The organism is Flammeovirga sp. OC4 (genome assembly GCF_000812565.1).
Lineage (GTDB): Bacteria > Bacteroidota > Bacteroidia > Cytophagales > Flammeovirgaceae > Flammeovirga.
Map to the genome: position 1 here is coordinate 25,461 of NZ_JTAM01000054.1, position 18,916 is coordinate 44,376.

At 35.5% G+C, this 18,916-nt stretch carries 17 protein-coding genes; 5 read left to right on the forward strand and 12 right to left on the reverse strand.

Going from position 1 to position 18,916, the window contains the following annotated elements; genetic code table 11:
- Window positions 1-82 precede the first annotated feature (82 nt).
- On the reverse strand, window positions 83-505 hold the full coding sequence (locus PL77_RS21840) for a hypothetical protein (protein ID WP_044210268.1): 423 nt from the start codon (window positions 503-505) through the stop codon (window positions 83-85).
- On the opposite strand from PL77_RS21840, the gene PL77_RS21845 reads away from it, so the two are divergent.
- Window positions 482-1,306 (forward strand): arylesterase, encoded by an 825-nt coding sequence (locus tag PL77_RS21845; protein WP_253274012.1) that lies wholly within the window; start codon window positions 482-484, stop codon window positions 1,304-1,306. The genes PL77_RS21840 and PL77_RS21845 overlap by 24 nt on opposite strands.
- Here PL77_RS21845 and PL77_RS32070 read toward each other — a convergent pair.
- The 7 genes from PL77_RS32070 to PL77_RS21880 all read right to left on the reverse strand — a co-directional run bounded on the left by PL77_RS32070 (window position 1,298) and on the right by PL77_RS21880 (window position 10,839).
- A complete protein-coding gene (locus tag PL77_RS32070; protein ID WP_044210270.1) occupies window positions 1,298-2,617 on the reverse strand; it encodes a hypothetical protein in 1,320 nt (439 codons plus the stop codon). The genes PL77_RS21845 and PL77_RS32070 overlap by 9 nt on opposite strands.
- Before the next feature lie 49 nt (window positions 2,618-2,666).
- Window positions 2,667-4,466 carry a chloride channel protein gene (locus PL77_RS21855; protein ID WP_044210273.1) on the reverse strand — a complete coding sequence of 600 codons (1,800 nt, stop codon included), beginning with the start codon at window positions 4,464-4,466 and terminating at the stop codon, window positions 2,667-2,669.
- Window positions 4,467-4,658: 192 nt separating this feature from the next.
- Entirely contained in the window at window positions 4,659-5,237 is a 579-nt protein-coding gene (locus tag PL77_RS21860; protein WP_044210275.1) for a hypothetical protein, read from the reverse strand.
- 90 nt (window positions 5,238-5,327) lie between these two features.
- On the reverse strand, window positions 5,328-6,416 hold the full coding sequence (locus PL77_RS21865) for an SGNH/GDSL hydrolase family protein (RefSeq protein ID WP_044210276.1): 1,089 nt from the start codon (window positions 6,414-6,416) through the stop codon (window positions 5,328-5,330).
- A gap of 29 nt (window positions 6,417-6,445) precedes the next feature.
- Window positions 6,446-7,696: an OmpP1/FadL family transporter gene (locus PL77_RS21870; RefSeq protein WP_052444626.1), complete on the reverse strand. Its 1,251-nt coding sequence runs from the start codon at window positions 7,694-7,696 to the stop codon at window positions 6,446-6,448.
- A gap of 427 nt (window positions 7,697-8,123) precedes the next feature.
- On the reverse strand, window positions 8,124-9,398 hold the full coding sequence (locus tag PL77_RS21875) for a GDSL-type esterase/lipase family protein (RefSeq protein WP_082026676.1): 1,275 nt from the start codon (window positions 9,396-9,398) through the stop codon (window positions 8,124-8,126).
- On the reverse strand, window positions 9,382-10,839 hold the full coding sequence (locus PL77_RS21880) for a hypothetical protein (protein WP_044210281.1): 1,458 nt from the start codon (window positions 10,837-10,839) through the stop codon (window positions 9,382-9,384). The genes PL77_RS21875 and PL77_RS21880 overlap by 17 nt, the downstream gene beginning before the upstream one ends.
- Window positions 10,840-11,035: 196 nt before the next feature.
- Here PL77_RS21880 and PL77_RS21885 point away from each other — a divergent pair, with 196 nt between their 5' ends.
- Entirely contained in the window at window positions 11,036-11,518 is a 483-nt protein-coding gene (locus tag PL77_RS21885) for a GAF domain-containing protein (protein ID WP_044210284.1), read from the forward strand.
- 46 nt (window positions 11,519-11,564) lie between these two features.
- Here the strand turns inward: PL77_RS21885 and PL77_RS21890 are convergent, their stop codons facing one another.
- Complete coding sequence (locus PL77_RS21890; protein WP_044210285.1) at window positions 11,565-12,092, reverse strand: HAD-IIIA family hydrolase; 528 nt, start codon at window positions 12,090-12,092, stop codon at window positions 11,565-11,567.
- A gap of 65 nt (window positions 12,093-12,157) precedes the next feature.
- Window positions 12,158-13,135: a glycosyltransferase gene (locus tag PL77_RS21895; protein WP_172665924.1), complete on the reverse strand. Its 978-nt coding sequence runs from the start codon at window positions 13,133-13,135 to the stop codon at window positions 12,158-12,160.
- 223 nt (window positions 13,136-13,358) lie between these two features.
- Here PL77_RS21895 and PL77_RS21900 point away from each other — a divergent pair, with 223 nt between their 5' ends.
- The 3 genes from PL77_RS21900 (at window position 13,359) to PL77_RS21910 (ending at window position 16,495) form a co-directional block, all read left to right on the forward strand.
- Window positions 13,359-14,444, forward strand: coding sequence for an Ldh family oxidoreductase (locus PL77_RS21900; RefSeq protein WP_044210287.1), 1,086 nt, complete (start codon window positions 13,359-13,361; stop codon window positions 14,442-14,444).
- A gap of 248 nt (window positions 14,445-14,692) precedes the next feature.
- Window positions 14,693-15,262 carry a Pathogenesis-related transcriptional factor and ERF protein gene (locus PL77_RS21905; RefSeq protein WP_044210289.1) on the forward strand — a complete coding sequence of 190 codons (570 nt, stop codon included), beginning with the start codon at window positions 14,693-14,695 and terminating at the stop codon, window positions 15,260-15,262.
- A 267-nt stretch (window positions 15,263-15,529) separates the two neighbouring features.
- Entirely contained in the window at window positions 15,530-16,495 is a 966-nt protein-coding gene (locus PL77_RS21910) for a hypothetical protein (protein WP_044210291.1), read from the forward strand.
- Window positions 16,496-16,665: 170 nt separating this feature from the next.
- Here the strand turns inward: PL77_RS21910 and PL77_RS21915 are convergent, their stop codons facing one another.
- Both PL77_RS21915 and PL77_RS21920 read right to left on the reverse strand, forming a co-directional pair.
- Window positions 16,666-17,388, reverse strand: a complete 723-nt coding sequence (locus PL77_RS21915) for a 3-ketoacyl-ACP reductase (RefSeq protein WP_253274013.1) — start codon at window positions 17,386-17,388, stop codon at window positions 16,666-16,668.
- Window positions 17,372-18,907: a Dabb family protein gene (locus tag PL77_RS21920; RefSeq protein WP_044210292.1), complete on the reverse strand. Its 1,536-nt coding sequence runs from the start codon at window positions 18,905-18,907 to the stop codon at window positions 17,372-17,374. Before PL77_RS21920 ends, PL77_RS21915 begins: the two co-directional genes overlap by 17 nt.
- Window positions 18,908-18,916: the final 9 nt, after the last annotated feature.

The window sequence follows — 18,916 nt, forward strand, 5'->3', positions numbered from 1 at the left end:
ATTAGCTGTCTCATTTAAAAATAATAAAACAGCTTAAAATTATAAAGATTCATGAAAATATTTTATTAAGCGTAAGTTTATTTTAAGTCAACTGTTTCTTATATGTTCTTTGCCCTTCTACTTCTTGCTCTAAAACCAACAATGAAGTTAAAAAAGCGACTAAGGTCATACCAAATAATTGCAATCCTTCCGAATATCCACCTTCTACAGGTAAATCTACTCCAACAATAAATAGATGAACCATCAGCAAAAAAGAGGTGATAGCTACCGAAAGCCCTGCCCCTTCCTTAGATAATGGAGGATAAACTAGAAAAAATGCTGCGATAAATTCAAATACAGCCATTAACAAGCGGATGTCGTCTCCTAATCCTGTAATAGTAAAAATATAAACGGACTCGGCATCATCTCCGAATTTGTAAAGTAAAGATTGAAGTAAAATTACAGAAGGTACAATTCGAAGTGCCCAATACGACAATACTTTATGGATTCTAAAATCTTTTTGCATTGTATTGGAAATAAAATTAGGTTTAAAGGTCAAATAGCTAATTGTAATTTAAGAGTTTATTCTTCTGGAAACTCATCATTACTTTTACTGAAAATACATCTGCAAGAAATCATGAAATTAAACACATTTTTAACCTCCTTTTTTTTAATGTATACCTTGTTAATAAGTTGCGATTCAACTGAACAAAAGCAAGAAAATTCAAAAACTATAAAAACTGAGGTACAACAGGATTCTAATCCTGAGGAAAAAAGAAAAAACATTATTTTTTTTGGAAATAGTCTTACAGCAGGATATGGGCTTGAAAAAGAAGCTGCTTTCCCTTCTGTTATTCAAAGAGAATTTGATAGCTTAAACATCAATTACCACTGTATTAATGCCGGATTAAGTGGAGAAACAACGGCTGGTGGAAATGAAAGAGTAGATTGGATTTTAGGCCAAAATAAACCTGATATTTTTGTTTTGGCACTAGGAGGTAATGATGCTCTTAGAGGTATTTCACCTGAAAATAGTCAGCAAAACCTGGAAAGTATTATTGATAAGGTAAGAGCAAGTAATCCGGATTGTAAAATTCTTTTAGCAGGTATAGTTCCTCCTCCCAATATGGGAAAAGACTATTTTGATGCTTTTCAAAAAATATACCCTACTGTTTCAAGTAATAAAAATACATTCCTTCTTCATTTTTTACTTGAAAATGTAGCAGGTGAACCTTCCTTAAATCAAGAAGATGGTATTCACCCCAACGAAGAAGGGGCTAAAATTTTAGCACAAAATGTAATGAAAGCATTAAAACCTTTACTCTAAACCGTCTTTCTTTTTAGGTTTAAAAACAGGTCTAACTCTTTTCTTAGGAGCTTCAGTAGTATTTTCTGCTTCAGGCTCCTTTTTCATTACTGGTCTCACTTTTTTAGATTCCGTTGATTCTTGTTCTGGTGTAGCTTCAGGTTTATTACTTTCTGATGCCGGTTTACGCTTAAATACCGGGCGAGCAGGTTTAGATGGGACCTCTTCTTCTGATGATTTTTTCTTCATCACCGGGCGGGCTGCTTTTTTAGGTGTCGCTTCCTCAGAACTTTCTGGACTCTCTGATGCCGGTTTACGCTTAAAGACCGGACGTGCAGGTTTAGATGGAACCTCTTCTTCTGATGATTTTTTCTTCATCACCGGGCGGGCTGCTTTTTTAGGTGTCGCTTCCTCAGAACTTTCTGGACTCTCTGATGCAGATTTACGCTTAAAGACCGGACGTGCAGGTTTAGATGGAACCTCTTCTTCTGATGATTTTTTCTTCATCACTGGACGAGCTGCTTTTTTAGGAGCTGCTTTCTCAGAACTTTCTGGACTCTCTGATGCAGATTTACGCTTAAAGACTGGGCGAGAGGGTTTTGATGAAACCTCTTCTTCCGATGATTTTTTCTTCATCACTGGACGAGCTGCTTTTTTAGGTGTCGCTTCCTCAGAACTTTCTGGACTCTCTGATGCAGATTTACGCTTAAAGACTGGACGTGCAGGTTTAGATGGAACCTCTTCTTCTGATGATTTTTTCTTCATCACTGGACGAGCTGCTTTTTTAGGAGCTGCTTTCTCAGAACTTTCTGGACTCTCTGATGCAGATTTACGCTTAAAGACTGGGCGAGAGGGTTTTGATGAAACCTCTTCTTCCGATGATTTTTTCTTCATCATTGGACGAGCTACCTTTTTTGGAGTAGTAACTTCACCATCCTCTGTTGATTTTCTTTTGACAACAGGTCTAGTCACTTTTTTAACCTCTTTGGTTTCTTCCTCCGAGCTCGATGATGATGTCGCTTTTGGCTTTACCTTAGGTCTAAACTTAGGTTTTGGTTTTGCTGTAGTTTCATCAGAAGACACTTCCGTTTTCACCACTTTTTTAACTGGAGCTGCCTTTGGTTTTGGCTTTGGAGCTTCAACCTTAACGGCCTCTGCTAGCCAATATCTTCTTCTGATTTGATTGATTAAAAATAGCTTTTGCTGCGTAAAACTTTTAGGGTGTACCATCATAAACAACGATTCCCACTCCTGGTATCTTTCTGGCTCAGATTCCTTAAAAATTTTATGATCTATTCGTTTTTTTGTTAGATATAATTCAAACTCGCTCATCACTATTTTTTCTTTAGAATTACATGGTTTATCAATCAATGACCGTTGATTAATTACCTACCCATTCTTTATTCAATCTTTGAAGTTGCTTTCTGTAGACACTAAATATTCTGGATTTGGAGACCATACCCACATATTTTTTGTCTTGATCTATTACTGGTAAATTCCAAGCGTCTTCTTTTTCAAATTTTTGCATTACACTCTGCATTCTTTCACCATAATAAACAATACTAGGTGGCTGCATCATAACATTTGCAATTTTCACTTTCTCCTGTTGTTCTTGATCAAACATGATTTCTCTCACTTGATCTAGCGTTATTATTCCCCTAAGCTTTCCCTCTTTGTCAACTACTGGAAAAACAGATCTTTGACTGACACTAATGGCTTTTACCAAGTCACTCAAATACCCTCTTACTTGTACAGTAACAAAGTTCGTTTCAATAAGTTTATTAATATTCAAGCGGTCCAAGACCTGCATATCTCTGTCTCCTTTTAAATAGTCACCCCTTGCCTTTAATGTACTTACGTGTGGTGCATCTGGGTTAACAACACTTACAGTGGTATAGGCAATAGCTGAAACCAACATCAAAGGTACAAATAGGGTATATCCACCCGTAATTTCAGCAATCAAGAAAATGGCTGTCAATGGTGCATAAACTACTCCACATAAAACACCGCTCATTCCTACTAGAATAAAATGGGATTCATGAAGGTTGGCAAAGCCTAAAAGGTTTACTAATCGAGCAAAAGCAAAACCTGTTAATCCACCAATTACCAAGGCGGGACCAAACGTACCACCACTACCTCCAGATGAAAGTGTTAGGGATGCTGCAATTACTTTAGCAAATAAAATCATAATGATATAAGCTAAGAATAACCAAGCTTTGGTATTAGGAATAATACTCTCAAATAATTCAGCTCTTTGTAGAAGGTGATGTTCCTGCCCGTTTAATAACGATTTGATTGACTCATAACCTTCACCATAAATAGGAGGAAAAATAAAAATAGTCACAGATAATAGAATACCACCAAATAATGCTCTTCTATATCTGTTTGGAAACTTTTCCTCCATCAAGTGTTCCATTTGGTGTAATGTCTGATTAAAATAAATAGACATTAGCCCTGCCAAAATACCTAATATGATAAAGAAAGGAATGTTTTGTGCCTGAAAGTCATCCGTAATTTTAAAGGAGAATAGTACTTCTTCACCTACAATTAATGAAGAGACAATTGCTGCACTTACAGATGAAATTAATAGAGGTACAAAGTTCGCAACAGATACACCTGTCAAAATCACTTCTATACTAAATATCAACCCTGTCACTGGTGCATTGAATATCGCCGAGATAACACCAGCAGTTCCACAACCAATCATCAACGTCTTGGTCTTATAATCTAAAAGAAAGGATTGAGCCATATTGGAACCTATCGCACCACCTGTCAATACAATCGGAGACTCTAGTCCTACTGAACCACCAAAACCTACAGTGAACATAGAAGTAACAAATCTGGAATACATTTTACTTTTCCCGATGTTACTATTATTCTTAAAAATGTCATGGAGTATATCCGTAATGGCATGTCCAACACTACTCTCTTTGTAAAGTGATTTTGCAATTAAAGTAGTGATAATCAAACCAATAATTGGAAACAATAATAATCCCCAATTATCTCCAAAACTATAATGCGTTAGATGCTCATGAATATGATGCACAGACAGCTTTAATAGAACAGCCGCTAAACCTGAAGCTATCCCCACCATACTACTAACAATAAGAATAAAATTCCTATCGGAGAGGTGAACTCTTCTTAAGTTTAATAACTTTTCGACTATTTTGTGTTTTGCCATTTAACTATTAAAGTATTTTGCTGTTGGTTTGTGAAAATGAGATTGCTTATGTTGACACAAAAATAATAGGTTTTGGAACTATTTCAGTGATTCGCACAACTTTCAAGGAGTAAACTTACAAAAATACTAGACAAAAAAAGCCACCTCTCTTAATAAAAGAAAGGTGGCTTACCTATAATTGAGTTTTTTATTCTAGTTAGATCCTGCTGGCGCTGGCGTAACAGGCGTTGTTTCTACTACAGGGAAATCATTTTGTTGAATTTGAGGGATGCTAGCATTGTATTTTGCATTGATCGCTTGAATTGTAAGATTACCAATTACAGCATATCCTCTTTGCGTCAAGTGTGCACCATCCAAAGAGAATAAGTTTCCACTTAGATAAGCTGTAGTGTATGTTACACCATCAATAATGATCCCTGTCTGTGCCGCTTCGCTCATAATAGATTTAGTATCTACATAAGCTAAATCTCTAGCATCTGCTTGTGCCTTTAAAAAGGTATTATACCCTTCAATCGCATCTTGTACTTTTTTCACATCATCAGCCAATAATGCTTCTCCTGCCGTTGGAACAGGTAATACTTCTTGCAAGTTGTCTGGCAGACTGCCTCCACCTGTGATTACTCCTACTAATGCCGATACTTTACCTTGTGCTAAAAGCGTAAACTTACTACCCTCTGCAGTTTGTCTCATTTGCGTTGGAGATGTAGCATCATATACTGGCATTTGATTCGATTCCATTGTAAATACTGGATAACTTCCATTAGCTTTCATATATGAATCTGAAGAGGCAATCGCTTCATCTACAGTTGAGCTAGCCCATGATGCGTCAATTCCAATACCTACTAAAAGGCTGATAGCTGCTTATCCTTCTTCACTTGCAACATAATTTTCCGCAATTACTTTTGCCATTTCTTCAGTTGCTCCACCTTCAATGGCTTCTTCATAAGCTCCTGCATAAACAATTGCTGCTGCAATTTCTGCCGACTTCGGTACATAAGTAGGGTCTCCTACACTACCTTGAATCTGTGCTACAATTCCTGCTACTGCATTTATCATAGTTCCGCCTCCAATATCAATGCTTGGTGTTACCAATTCAGTAATTGTTGGGTTCTTAACACCACCAATTGCGTCATCCATAAAACCGTTTACAAGTACTAGAACTGGCTCTGATAATTCTTGTCCTGCTAATTGTAAAACACCCTCCAGGTCAGATGCAATAAAATTAAATAATGCAGCCTCAGTAATATCTGGAATATTTAGAATTGCACCTTTTGCACCTTTATCATCCATAGCATCTAAAACTAATGAAATTGCTGCCTCATAATCCTCTTGAGGAGTGATTGCTCCACTTCCCAATGATCCGCCTGATTGAGCGAAACCAAGTACATCATTTGCTCCCAACCACATTGTGTAGAAAGTTGGGTCAAGTGCAATTGCATCCGTCAATACTGTAGAAACCCCTGGTTCACTGGCAAAATACCCATACAAACCTGCTGCTAATGCTGGATTGTTTACCTCGATTGCCTTCATTCCAGAAACAGCCATGTTGTGAAAACCTCCATGCTCTGCATAAATGTTAGATGTAGGAACAACAGGTTGTGTACAAGTGAAACAAGGGCCTTCGTTAGTCAAAATAAGGGGCTGTCCAAAATATTCATTTCCTGAATGGGAAATCAAAGGTTGATTAAAACCTGAAGCTCCTAATCCTGCTTGTTGTAAACTATTAGCAATCAGTTGAGGATAAGAATTCACTTGAGAAGACGATAACCATGCACCATCAGAAACACCTGCCGTCAGTGAATTGCCAAATGCTACATAGGTTGTATAATCAATTGGGGTCCCGTTAGAAGAGCCACCAGAAGGAGTAAAGTCATCTACTTCCGGCTTACAAGCCATCAGCAAAGCAAATACCCCCGCAGTAATTAATGATCTATATCTTTTAAATGTCATGTTTCTTAAAAAATTGATTGGATTAGTAATTAGAATTTATAGTTCACTGCAATACTAGGAATCATCGCTGATGCTTTATAAACTCCATTAAGAGCTCCTGTATTCACACCGTCAGGAATTACGTTCTCTCTTTGCTCTTTTGTATTGTAAAGGAAAGCTGCGTCAATAGTGAAGTGGTCACCAATGTTATAACTTGCACCAACAGTTAAACCTATTGTGTTTGCATCTGGTGATTCTGGTGTCATATAACCATCTCTAACAGGCGTAGTGTCATAATAAATACCTGCTCTAACTACTAAATCGTCCAATGCGTTGTATTCAGCTCCAAAATTGATAATGTATGAGTCTTGCCAATTTCTATCAAAACTGATGTTATTTGCTGAGAATTCTTCAAATTTAACTTCTAATGCCTCATATACACTCCAACCTACATAATTAAAGTCTAAAGCTAAAGCTAACTTGTCAGTCACGTTATAACCTACACCAATTGCGATAGTTTGAGGTAAAGGTAATGTAGCATTAAATTTATCCATGTTTACACCTTCTGCCATTCCAAGTACTCCAGCAATGTATGCATTTGGTACATTGAATGTGGCATCACCGCCTTCTACTTTCATATCAACTCCCGAACGGTAGTTAACGCCAAGAGATAATTTTTCATTTAACTGAGCAAAAACACCTACGTTAAATGCATATTGTATAGTGTTACCTTCAATTTTTGAATTGATATCTCCACCTGGAGCTGTGTTTGATTTTTGAAAAACAACACTACCCGTTACGATATCTAGACCTGCACCTACTGATACTTTTTCTCCGATTCTATAAGAAACTGTAGGCTGAATATAAATAGACTGCAATGAAATTTCTTGTAAAGAGTATCTACCTGTCCAATCATGATCATATGTTACTGTTGATCCAAAAGGAGTGAAAATCCCTAAACCAAATGCCCAAGGAGACTCTGCTGATGGCCTATACACACCATATGCATGAAAAGGCGTTCCCATTGGTGAAGTAGATTGATATTTCTGTGCCCCTTCAAGACCTCTGTATGAAATATTTGACATAACTGGACTAAACCCTACTTGGATTTGAGTACTTTCTAAAAACGAGAGTGCTCCCGGATTAAAAAATAAGCTTGATGCGTCGGGGCCATAGCCCACGCCAACATTACCACGTCCAGTTTGCTTTGTACCTTGTAAAAGCACTTGGAAGCCATTAGCAAAAGATGCCTGAGCAATGCATACCGCTGCCAATGATAACAGTAAATTTCTAAGTTTCATTAAGTAAAATAGATTTTATAAAAATTGATAATTTCCAGACTAAGTGTTGTCTTCGATATTACAATCAGATGAACAAATGTTATGTATGCATAACAAATTTTTCTAAACAATTATAGGTTTACTCTCCGCAAAGTGCAAACAATTCATAAAAAATACCACGTATATTTAACACTTATAGTTGTTTTAATGGGTATATTCACATTTGTTATAAAAAAAATACAACATAATATTTGTATTTATTACGTTTAACTACAAATGAATATTCATTCATAACATTTAACACTTGCTAAATATGAATTTAATGTAAACCGCCTATGTTTTGTTTTATAATAAAAAGAGGAAAGAATATAATAATTGAATTATTTTAATAAAAGTAAATGAATGAATATTCATTTTATGTTTAACGATATTATATATACGTATTAATTTAATACGTATTATAATAATTCATTAATGCTCTATAAAATAACTCTCCTTGGTATTGATAACCAATTCGACTTAGGTGTACTCTATCTTTTGAAGTCATTGAAAGAGCACTCCATTGTTCTATTGAAGACAGCCCTCCCATCACATGATAGAAGTCCCAAATAGCTACATTATTGGTCTCGGCAATTTGATACATGGCCTTAGTAGCAACAGCATTATCTCTATTGAGATATTTTGACTTCCTAAAATTATCTCCAGGTGTAGTAAGTATGATAGGTAAATCTGGAATTGATTTTCTGATATCTTGAATAAGCTTCGTGTACTTTTCAACAAAAATATTTTTATTAAATGGAGAGTGAAAAGCATCGTTAGTTCCCAATGAAATAATTAATAAATCAGGATGAATCGCTAGAATATCTTCTTGAATCGCTTTACATCTTAAATAAGAAGTTACCTTGGCACCATTTACACCTGATGAACTATAGGAAAGGCCACCTTGGTGTTGATCATAGACACCAAAACCTCTTAAGATAAATTGATTTTGTGATGCGTTTTCTTTTTTAAAAGAAAACCTAAATCTTGAAATCGGCTGATCAAAAAGGAAAGTAACTTTTCCATTGACGACTTCTTTACTGATCAGTTTTGCAGGTTCCAACGGCATTACCACTGGCGTGAACTGTGTTATATCATCGGTTGGAAAATACACTTCAATTTTATTTCCTTGATAAGGATGCAATGAATCAATCCCTACATTGATGGTAAGCGCTGCAAATGATTCTGTAGTTCGAGCAGAAATGGCAGCTAATCCCCAATTACTCTTATGATAACTGATCGAAGCCCTTTTTCCTTCCCATTCGCCTATTTTAGACACCGAAAAATTATAAGGATTGTTCGTTTTTGCGGCTTTGTAAGGGAAGAAAAATCCTCTACTGAGCATTGGGAATCGTGTATCTTCATAAAATTTTTCTCTCACCCACCCTGAGAAAAAATCGGCTTGTATATGTGAATCTCCGATATGTAAAACCTCAACTTTTTTTTGACCTCCTTCTTCTAATTCTGATAGCTTATCAAAAAAGGAATCTAATAGAGTAGAATCGTTAAAAACTTGAATGGTGTTTAAATCCATTCTAATAAAATCGTATACTTCAAAAGGTTTCTTTGTTGAAGTAACTGCAGTCGGAGCTGAATGTCCACATAGAAATAATAGCGTAAAAACGGCTTTTACACTAAAAAAAATATATCTCTTCCACGGCCGTTTTCTATTTTGTGATTCCATTGGAATTATTTCTGTTTTTATAACGCTGATACTCCCTTACTAACTCATTATACAACATATCACCAATGTGATTTGCTCCCTTTCTTGTAAAGTGCGTGTAATCTTTACCTGCCCAAGCTGGCTTTTTATCAGCCCACTTTACAATAGAGTTTTTTCCGCCCATAGCCAAGTATAAGTCCCAGTAAGCTACTCCCACTTGTTTTGCAGCTCTTCTTTCTGCCGCTCTAATAGCATCAATGTTAGGATAAGATTCCATTTTCCCTCCTTCTTTTCGAGCCATATCTGACACTCCCACGATTAAAATACTCATCTCTGGTGCCACTTCTTTAAAATATTTGAGTTGTTTGACTAGCAAACGTTCATAAAACTTATAATTCTTGACCTCTTGCGGTACTACGTTTACACCAAACTGTAAGATTAAAAGTTCAGAATTTAGCGTTGAAAGTAAAGTTTTAAAGTGTTTACGACTCACTTTTGTAAAATCTGTTCCTGATGAGCCTCTCATTGGGATATTATCTACTGCAATACCTGTATTACAATCAAAACTCACTCCATACACCTCAGGTGATACATCTGCAGTAAAAGAGACCTCCAATGTTCCTAACGCTCCAGATATTGGTAATTTTATTTTTTTACTTTCAGAATCAGCTTCAATTTCTATAGTACTGCCTTCTACACCATTCATGCTATACCCTAATTCTACATCCGCTACTGTATTTCTCAAGTAAATATTAAAAAGTTCAAATTGTTTATGTGTGCTTTTTGAATAAGGTGCTGGCTCAAAAGATAACTGTGCCTCTGTCCCTTCATAAGAATAATACTTTCCAAAGAAACCATAATCATTATGTTTTCCTCTGTATTTCTTTGGTCCAAAACATAAAAACTGTTCCCAGTTATCAGAATAAGTTTGGGCTAATGTCGTTCTTCTATTTTTTTGCTCCATAATTGGTACTAAACCAACACCACAACCACCAAACTGTTCTTGTAGATTTCTTCTCAACTGTTCTGTCATTCTATCTCCTTCCAATTGAGAGTCACCGTAATGTAAAACTCTTATCAATTTTCCTTCTTCCGAAATAGAAGATAACCCCTTAAAAAAATGATCTAGACAATGAGGATTATTTTCAGGATATTCAATCGCTACGGCTCCTTTGGGAGTTCTTACTTTTAGTGGTTTTTCTTCAACAGGAGTCCATGATGATTCATCTGAAATACTTTCCATATCCACTGTCATGGTGTCGTCTTCTTCATATTCTTCGACTTCTACTTCCTCCTTTTCTTTTTCTGCAATCATGCTTTCGGGTAAAACATCTTCAGTGGAAGGAATACGAATCGTTGTCCCAAAAATCTCAATTTCTTCTGGTGACATCATCAATACCAAACCTAGCATTAAAGCTACATATACTAATATCTGAATTATCTTTAAAGGAGTAATTTTCATTCTTTCGCGTTGAGGTTACTTTCAGTATTTATTCTATGAAAAATTCAACTATAAATGTATAAAAAATATAAATGTACAATACAGTGATAGTCATAATTCAATGAAAGTTTTTTATCTGTCTTCAATACTGTAATTTTGCGTTTTCATTTTCTTCTTTCGAAAATTAGACATACTCACCTCAATAAATACATAAATCATGGCAGAAGAATTATTCTTACCGGACAACGGTAATAAGACGGAATTGTACGAAAGTATTCTTCCTCAGATTAAAGGACTGACTTCTATTGAAACAGACTTAATCGCTAATTTATCCAATACTTGTGCGGTACTTAAGGAAGCTTTTGATCACTTATGGATTGGGTTTTACTTGGTTAAAAATGATGAATTGGTATTGGGCCCCTTCCAAGGACCAATTGCCTGTACAAGAATTAAAAAAGGGAAAGGGGTTTGTGGTACTACTTGGGCTGAGGCAAAAACATATGTAGTCGAAGATGTCGAAGCTTTTCCGGGACACATTGCTTGTAGTTCTGCTTCCAAATCTGAAATTGTTGCACCCGTTATCGTCAATGATGAAGTAGTTGCTGTTTTGGATATTGACAGTGATCAATTGGCTACATTTGATGACATAGACCAAAAATATATTGAAGAGTTGTGCCACTACCTTGCTACAAAGTGGTAAGTATCTGGTAAAAAATAAGGGCGTTACATCAGCAACGCCCTTATTTTTATTGATCAGCTAAAATGATCTTATCAACAGCCTCAAGTAAATTCTTAGCATAATGTGTTGCTACAGAATTTTCTACCATTGGGTTGTCAACTTGAATTCTATATTTGATTCCTACCTTTTCAGCAGGGATTAAATCTCTTTCCTTGTCTCCAATCATCCAAGTGTTTTCCATGTCTGCGTCGTACTTGTAAATAGCTCTTTCGAACATCAAAGTACCTGGCTTACGACTCAACGAATTGGACCATTTTTCATGTAAAGGTGCGTAGAACATGTCATCGATCGCATTGTTACATTCTTTCTGCAATGCATCATGACAGATATATACATCTTCTTTCTTATAGATTCCTTTTACAATACCAGATTGATTTGTTAAGATCACTAACTTAAAACCGGCATCTTTTAACTTTTGCAAAGCTTCTGCAACTCCTGGAAGCACCTCAAACTTTTCTAAAGTGTAAGCATAATCCACATAGTCTTTATTCAAGACTCCGTCTCTATCCAAGAATACGCACTTATTCTTTTTCATCTTAATTAAGTATAGAAATGAAATAATTTCCGCAAAGTTAAGAGAATACGGAGATAAATTGTCATCTATTCAGATTTATAAACCCTTCCTTTCCAATGTACCTTAGGTGCTCTGATACTATACAGGAGTAATGAATTGTAGGTAACAAGATGCATTATATCAAATAAAAAGCTCGCTTTCCATTGTATTTTCAACTCCAATTCTCGTTGTATTGCGATTACTGTTACTGATTTAACAAGATAAAAAACAGGGATTAACCACAATAATTCGTTAAAAAACACACCTAAAAGTATTAATAAAGGATAAAAAATGATATTAAGGTAATTCAGTATTTTAAGAGAAAACTGTATCTTTTTTGCTCCTTGCATCCACCTCCAGCGTTGATGTAGCCAATTATTAAAAGTATCAACAGGTTGAGTCACGGCTAAAACTTCACTAGAAAAAAGCTGTTTAAAACTCCCTCCTTTATTCACTACTTCTCTGAATAATGCAAAATCCTCGGCTACTGAAAAAGGAATATTTCTCATTCCTCCTACTTTGTCAAACATGGACTTACGAATTCCTAAGTTATTTCCCATAGCCGTTATTGGTATACCCATTTTTGCTAAAACTTGAATCAACTTTAAGGCTAACATCCAATCCAACCTTTGGTAATTAGACCAATAATTTCCTTCTTCAACAATAGTCACACCAGTCACAATATCTGCAGAAATTAATGAATTAAGCATGTTTTGCACCCATGTCGAAGGATAAACTACGTCTGCATCAGCAAAAAGAAAATACTCTGCTTCAGTTTGTAAGCTTAAATAATCAAGTACATTGACCTTTCCTTTCAAAGCTCTATTTTGAGGAACATTAAATACATTAATGTTGTCAAATTTCCTTTCAAATTCAGTAATAACCTCTTCAGTATTATCCTCTGAAGCATCGTTACCTATTAAAATATCAACACATACATTGTTATTAACAATTTGAGAAATTAAACTTTCAAGGCAAGATTTTATCGTAACTCCCTCATTTCTAGCAGCAACTAGTATACTCACCTTCATCTCTTCAAAATCAATTTACTTAACATGTTAAAATTTGAACCATATAGCATTTTTAGCTATTTGTAGGTTTATCTAAAGTTGGTAAATTTGTAAGTAATTAAAATAATACCAAAAGTAGAAAATCAAGTTTTTCAAAATACAAGGTATCAAAAATTCTACATTACGTTTGTACTTAATTAAACTAGACTAATAGTTCTACTTATAAAAATACTAATACATGACAACGGCAATTAATTTAGTTCCCTACAAAACTCTTCTTACTTTTAGTAAAAACGTTTTTCTAGCAATGGGCTGTCCTGAGAAAGATGCAGACTTAGCTGCTAATGTTTTATTATCTGCTGATTTAAGAGGTGTGGACTCACACGGTGTTGCTCGTTTGATTGGATATGTAAGACTATGGGAAGCAGGGAGAATCAACCCTACACCCAATATTAAAATAATCCATGAAACACCAAGTACAGCTACTGTAGATGGTGATGCTGGATTAGGTTTGGTGGTGGCTCCACAAGCTATGCAAATTGCTATTGATAAAGCTGAAAACGTAGGTACGGGTTGGGTATCAGTTAAAAACTCCAACCACTACGGTATTGCAGGTTATCATGCTATGATGGCTTTGGAACATGACATGATTGGTATGTCTATGACCAATGCTAGCCCATTGGTGGCTCCTACTTTCTCTAAAGAAAGATTATTAGGTACCAACCCAATTGCTATGGCAATTCCTGCTGGAGAAGAGCCTCCATATGTTGCGGATTTTGCTACAACAACAGCCGCTAACGGAAAATTGGAAATTCTTCAGAGAAAACAAGAAGATGCTCCTGTAGGTTGGATTCAAGACAAAGAAGGATTGTCGTCTACTAACGCTGGTGAATTGAAAAATGGTGGTGCATTATTGCCATTAGGTGGTGATAGAATTAGAAGTAGCCACAAAGGATATTGCCTTGGAAGTATGGTTGATATTTTATCTTCTGTATTATCAGGTGCTGGATATGGCCCATGGGCTCCTCCTTTTGTAAGCTTCTTGCCATTGCCTGAAGATCCTGTTGGAGAAGGATTAGGACATTTCTTTGGGGCCATGAGAGTAGATGGATTCAGACCTAAAGAGGAATTTAAATCACATATGGATAACTGGATCAGACGCTTCAAAAGTGCTGAAACAGTTGAAGGGCAGGAAAGAGTATTGATTCCGGGTGATCCAGAAAGAGAAATTGAACATGAAAGATTAACAGAGGGGATTCCTTTGTTGTCTCCTGTTATAAAAGACTTAGAAGAAGTTGGTAGTAAATTTAGTCTATCAATTTAAACGGAACTTAGTACTTCATCAAAATCACTTTCAACTCATTTTGGTGAAGTACTAATCCTAGAAATGCTAAAAACCATTAGATACTAAAACATTTACAACTTGCTAAAGCTATAACAAAGTCATTTGTCATAGCACCATACTTCATTCTAGATAAAAACACTTAACAAAATAAGTTAGTGTGCTTACGTGATTTTACTGTACATACTATCTTAAATTAAATTACTTACTATCTAAAACCAATTAAGAAAATGCTTTACAAGATCAAGCTTAAGAATGCTGATGAGCATGTACTATTATCTAGTGCAGCTTATGAGTTCATTGAAAACAACGAGTATTACAAACAATTAAATCTTTTAGAAAATCTACGTTTACACGCTAGTGGATACGTATTCTTTCAAAAAAACTTTCCAAAACCTAATGGAGGGTATAAGAATGTTACCATTTACCTTCATAAGTTAGTCGCTGAGAAGTTTGTACCAAAACATGACTCAGAAAGAAGATTATTCGTAAGAATTATGAATGGGAATCCTCTGGATTGTAGAGAGAAGAACCTTGGTTGGGCTACTATGGCTGAATTAAGAAGAAATCAAAAACACCATCATAACAAAACAGGCTACAGAGGTGTAGTAAAAGTGAGTAAAAAGACTTACCGTGCGGTACTTTACTCTAAAGGAGAAAGATATGACCTTGGTTTGTTCCCTTCTGCTGAAAGTGCAGCTGAGGCTTATAATAATAAATCAAAAGAGCTTTTCGGTAAAACGAAGAGTCTGAATAATTTCGAAGAAGAGCACAACGCTAATGTTGTCACTTCGAATTAGAAAATAGGAATTCCAATAAGTATTCAGAAAAAATGATACAATACATTTTTTCTGAGTACTTTTTTTCATCTCTACTTTTTACTAGCCATAAAGAAACAACCCTTGCATCAAAAGTCTCTTTTTCAAACTATTAGCATCATAAATTCTTTAAAAATAGTGAATAAACAATCATTCATGTGTATATTTACTATATGAATGAAAAAATGACACTTGATATGTCCATTTTTTCTTAAAAAAAGAATTGTTGATAATAACCTCATAAATACTATGGCACAGCAAAGAAAAAAGCCCTCTACCCGTAGTACCACTAGCCGAACCGCTAGTAAGGCTTCCACTACAGCGAAAAAAGAAACTACTTCTGCCAGAAAAAATGTAACACCTCCAGAAACGGAAGAAAAAGTGAACGAAACGGTTCAAACAACAGCTTCTGATGTTGTTGAAAAAATTACAGAAACAGTAAATGAAGGGGTTTCTACCGCTACAAAAATGGTAGAGGATGCCCAAGAAAAAGTAGAAGAAAAGGCAAAAGAAACCATTCATACTGGCCAGGAAAAAGTCATTGAAGCCACTGATAAAGCGGACTCTAAAGTTGAGGAAGTTTTAGAAAAGACTGTACTAAAATCACATGAAGTCATTAAGGAAGCTTCAACTTTCTCTAAATCTTCAGCCACTACTGCCAACGAAAAAGCCTCTGCAATTTTTGATCAGACAGAAGATGCAGCCGGAAGATGGATCACTGAAGCAAAAAGCTTATCTGATGCTGCTATTGATAGTATTGAGGAAACAACAAACAAAGTATTATCAAGTACGAAGGAGTTGGTAGAAAGTACTTTTATCAACACACAAGAGGTGGTAACATCTTTGGTGAGCAATGGTAAGACCTTCAAGGATATGGCCTATGAGAAAACAAATGAAACGATTGACAGTGTTACTTCTCAGGCAGATAGTTTAGTCGATGAATCACACCGTTTTATTAAAGATACTTCGTCAAAAGTATTTAGTACTTCCAAAGAACTTGTCAACGAACCTGCTGACACCATTTCTTCAACGGCAAATAATGCAAAAGAAGCTACCACAAGTGTATTTACGGAAGTGTCTGATAAGCTTCTTAGAATGTCTCCAGTGGAACTTCCAAAAATAGATGATGTAAACGAAACTCGTCAGAATATTAGAAAATTTATTACAAACGGAACCGCAGCAGTGATTTACCCTGTAGTTCGTTTATTAAGATAATATCAACTGAACAACAAACACCCCGAGAAAAACTTTTTTAGTTATTTTTCGGGGCTTTTTTATGCTAAAAAAGGAGTGTTCTTTGTAGGCTATAACGTCGCAGGGTAAAGAAATCGATCAACTTAACAAACCTAAGAAGCACTCCTTAAAAACTATTCAAAAATTGGTTTCTAACCTGGGTTAGTTGACCATAATGCTGCACTTTTTAGCATTGCTCTTCTTGGTAGTTTTAACGCTGATGAAATCAATTCTGCAAAATCTTCTGGCTGTAAAACTCGCTCTTCCGAATCCTCTCCAGCTATCATTCCCAAGTCTTTTGTCATATCTGTTTCAATTGTACTTGGCGTAAGAGTAATCACTCGGATATTGTTCTTCCTTACTTCTTTCATCAAGGATTCAGAAAGACCTATTACTGCAAACTTAGAAGCCGAATAAGCTGATATATTAGGATTACCATTCAACCCTGCCGTTGATGCCACATTAAAGATATCGCCTTCATTTTTCTCAATTAAATAGGGAAGTACTTCTTTGGTGACATAGTACAAGCCCATTACATTAGTTTGAATGGTTCTCTCCCACTCTGCAACTTCCATTTCGTTAAATGAACCGATACTTGCTATTCCTGCATTATTGACAAGAATGTCTACGGTGCCTAACACTTCAATCAATTTTTTGATATTCGTTTTTACTTCTTCGTAAACTGAAACATCAAAAACTGCATAAGTTGCATTTACACCTAATGCCTGTAATTCTTTTGTCGTCGCTTTTAAGACTTCTTCATTTCTACCTGTAATTCCAATATCAATTCCCTCTTTGGCCAATGCAATGGCGGTTGCTTTCCCTAAACCTCTTCCTCCGCCAGTGATAATGGCTTTTTTATTTTTCAAGCTCATAATTTTGTTTTTCTGTCCAATAATCAATTACAAATACATCATCTATGATAGGGCCTACTATTTTCACCAATTCCAGATGAGCTTTGTGAAATAAATAGATTTCTCTTGCAGACTCATCATCAAATATCAATGTAAAACAGTGTGTAAAACCTTTACTCATACCTTCTGTACTGTCATTTAATCCCCATTCAAGATGTGTAATAGCTGGAATGTGTGTCTTTAAATCCTCGAATGTTTTCAGTGCTAAATCAATTTGATCTTGCGGTGTACCTCCTTTGAATTTCAAGCTTACAATATGTTTAATTTGCTGATTTTCTCTCTTTACATTAGGAGCTACCTTGTAAGTCACCACCTTTCCAAGGTCAAATCGGAAAGATCCAGCAATCAAAAATTGTTGATTATTTAGCTCATGTGCTCTTAAACCATAATAGATAGAAAAACCTGTTTCTAAATAATTGATAGGTTTTAAAACACCTTCCTGATTTAGTTGGCAAAGTTGGATGCTTTCATCATCTCTAGTCCCAATTGCTAAGATCGCTTCATGATCATTCGTTGAAACTACTTCAATCCTTGTCTGCCCTTTTAGTCGTGTATTTTCAGTATCTTTTAATACAAAATGAGGTACTAAAGCTCCTTTTTTATCAATTTTAAATACTGTCACACCATCACCGTGATATACAAAATCAGTGTTCTTGATAAAGCCCTTACGCTTATAATATTTATGGTGTCGGTGTCCGGCAATGATATAATAGTTTTCACCCAACTGAACTCCAGTTACAGGATAGGTGCCTGTCAAATAACGATCCGTTTCATTATCACTAATGTTATTGATGTTTTTAAATGTTCCATTTTCATAGACTCTGAAACTACTGATACCATTATCCTGAAAACCTCCCGTATATAAATAGGTTTTACCCTTGATTTGATGGGTGTACATTCCAATGATACCGTCTGTATGCACAACATCATTATCTTTCAATGATTGTACATGAGAAAGCTTACCGTCGTTTTGGATCTTATAGCAACTCAAACCTGGAGTTTCTTCTAATCCACCGACAAAAAGGTAAGATGCTTTTTTCATATGAACCACCTGTAGTGTGATCGCTACTCCAATAAACGTTTCCTCAGTATCTTCAGTGATTGCCACTCTTTCGATAGAACCATTATCTAAAATCTTAAAAGTTTCTACAGCATCTCCATATTTATTCGCTACAAAAAGAAAATCTGTTCCACCAATATTATCCGCAACCATTCCCCTTGCAGGCCCTTTTTGTTTGTACAATTCATGGTTACTGATAGGAGTTAATTGTCCTTTTGAGTTTAACTCAAAAACATCGATGTTTCCAAAACCTCCAACATATACAAAGTCTTTATCTCCCTTTTTATAGGAAGTAACGGTTACTGTATTCTTTGCTGAAATTTCTTTAAAATCTTGTCTCACTAACCTCAAACTATCCTGTTGAGCATAGGTAGTTTGGAATAAAAAGACAATAAAAAAGAAGTTGAATAAAAATTTCATAGTATAGTT